The organism is Mesorhizobium sp. M7A.F.Ca.ET.027.03.2.1, from assembly GCF_003999175.1.
GTDB lineage: Bacteria > Pseudomonadota > Alphaproteobacteria > Rhizobiales > Rhizobiaceae > Mesorhizobium.
Map to the genome: position 1 here is coordinate 1 of NZ_RZOM01000869.1, position 2,658 is coordinate 2,658.

The window sequence follows — 2,658 nt, forward strand, 5'->3', positions numbered from 1 at the left end:
TGCCACGCACAGGCGACGACGATACTTTGTTGCGGTTTCCGATCCTGATCGGCGACATCGGCGGCACCAATGCGCGCTTTTCGATCGTGCTCGACGCCAATTCCGAGGCAGGCGAGCCGACCATTGTCCAGACGGCGAACTACAACACCATCGACGAGGCGATCCAGGCGGCCGTGCTCGACCGCTCGTCGGTGCGTCCCAATTCGGCGGTGCTGGCGGTGGCTGGCCCGGTCGACGGCGACGAGATCGAGCTGACCAACTGCCCCTGGATCGTCAAGCCGAGGAAAATGTTCGCCAGCCTCGGCCTGAGCGACATCGTCGTGCTCAACGATTTCGAGGCGCAGGCGCTGGCCGTCGTCGCGCTCGGCGAGGAGCACATGGAAAAGATCGGCGGCGGCACGCCGGAGCCCAATGCCGGGCGCGTCGTGCTCGGTCCAGGAACCGGGCTCGGCGTCGCCGGGCTGGTCCACGCGCTGCACCACTGGATACCGGTCCCCGGCGAGGGCGGCCATATGGACATCGGCCCGCGCACACCGCGCGATTTCGAGGTTTTTCCGCATATCGAGAAGCTCGAAGGCCGCGTTTCGGGCGAGCAGATCCTGTGCGGACGCGGTCTGGTCAATGTCTACAGGGCGGTAGCCAAGGCGGACGGCAAGCCGTCGCCCTTCACCACGCCGGCCGAGATCACTGCCGCGGCACTTGCGAAAACCGATCCGGTTGCAGAGGAAGCGCTGGAGATCTTCGTCACCTGCCTTGGGCGCACCGCAGGCGACCTTGCTCTGGTGTTCATGAGCCGCGGCGGCGTGTTCCTCACCGGTGGCATCGCGCAGAAGATCGTGCCGGCGCTGAAAGCCGGCAATTTCCGGGCCGCTTTCGAGGACAAGGCGCCGCACAGCGCGATGATGCGCACCATGCCGGTCTACGTCATCACCCACCCGCTGGCCGCACTTCTGGGCCTTGCCGCCTATGCCAGGAACCCCTTGCTGTTCGGTGTCCAGACGGAGGGCCGGCGCTGGCAGGCCTGAAAGCCAGCGAAGCGCTCGCGCCCCGCGACGAAGTTAATCAGGTGCGGGCATAGGCAATCAGGCCGCAGGGCGTTAAGAGGGGTGCCGAATTTGCAGCCCCGGTCCCACGAGGCGGAAAACCACAAAGCGCTCCCGATTTGACACTTGAAGCTCCAAACAAACAAAAAGCCCGGCCCGGCGAGGTCACAGCGGTGCTCCGCCGCATCCTCGCTGAAAACGGCAAAGAGTATCGCTGGACCTATGTCGTCGCCGTCTCTTGCCTGCTGATCGTTTCCGGCACCACTGCCTTCACGGCGTGGATCATGGCCCCGATGATCAACCAGATCTTCTACGAACGACGCGGCGATATGCTCTGGTTGATCTGCGCCGGTTTCATGGGGGCCTCCCTGCTGCGCGGCTTCGCCGGTTACGGCCAAGCAGTCGCGTTGGCCAGTATCGGCAACAATCTGGTCGCGCGCTACCAGAAGCGCAGCTTCGACCATCTGATGAAGCTCGGCGTCAACTTCTTCAACGATACGCGTTCCGGTCGGCTGGCGGCACAGGTCAGCGAGAATGTCGGCGGCGTTCGCGATCTGCTGTCGCTGACACTGACCTCCATCAGCCGCGACGCGGTCACGCTGGTCGCTCTCGTCGGCGTGATGATCTATCAGGATCCGGTGTTGTCGCTCAGCTCGCTGCTGATCGGCCCTCCACTGATCTGGGCCGTCGTCTATATCACCCGCCGACTGCGGCGTATCAACCGGGAATCCGTCCTGATCAATTCGCGGCTGAACGGGTCCGTGCAGGAAGCCACGCAAGGCATCGCCATCGTCAAGGCCTTCACCTTGGAGGCCGAGCTGGCGCGCCGCATCGGCATCATGGCGGACACGGCCGAGCAGCGTAACAACAAGATCGCCCGCGTCTCGGAGCGGCTGTCGCCGATTTCCGAGATTCTGGGCGGTCTCGCCATCACCGCCGTGCTTGCCTATTCCGGCTACCGGGCGCTGTATCTTGGGCAGCCGCCGGGCGCGGTTTTCTCCTTCATCACCGCACTGATCATGGCTTACGATCCGGCAAGACGCCTGGCGCGCACACAGGTGGGCATGGAACGTGCCCTGGTCAACGCGCGCATGATCTACGAGTTGCTCGACCTGGAGCCGAAACAGGGCGACGCACCCGATGCCGTCGAGGCGAGGATCACCACCGGCGAGGTGCGTTTCGACAATGTGACGTTCGGCTACAGCGCCGACATGCCGGTGCTTAGGGACCTGAGCTTTACCGCCGCGGCCGGCAAGGTGACGGCGATCGTCGGTGCGTCGGGCGCCGGCAAATCGACGCTGGTGGCGCTCTTGCAGCGCTTCTACGACGTCGATCGGGGCAGCATCGAGGTCGATGGCCAGGACATCTCGAAGGTAACCAAGCATTCGCTGCGGCAGTCGATCGCCTATGTGGCGCAGGCGCCCTATCTTTTCGAAGGCACGATCCGCGACAACATCCGCTACGGCCGTCTGTCGGCCACGGACGCCGAGATCGAGCAGGCGGCGAAACAGGCGGCAGCCGACGAGTTCATCCGCCAGCAGCCGCAAGGTTACGACACGCCGGTCGGCGAAGGCGGCTCGACCCTTTCCGGCGGCCAGCGCCAGCGCGTCTCGAT

2 protein-coding genes are annotated in these 2,658 nt (G+C 64.6%); both read left to right on the forward strand.

All coding sequences use genetic code 11. The features are described 5' to 3' along the window. The first annotated feature begins 26 nt into the window (after positions 1-26). Complete coding sequence (locus EN750_RS28210; protein ID WP_127398689.1) at positions 27-1,025, forward strand: glucokinase; 999 nt, start codon at positions 27-29, stop codon at positions 1,023-1,025. A 137-nt stretch (positions 1,026-1,162) separates the two neighbouring features. Continuing rightward, positions 1,163-2,658 (forward strand): ABC transporter ATP-binding protein (locus EN750_RS28215; RefSeq protein ID WP_145967975.1); only part of this gene is annotated, 1,496 nt, incomplete at its 3' end.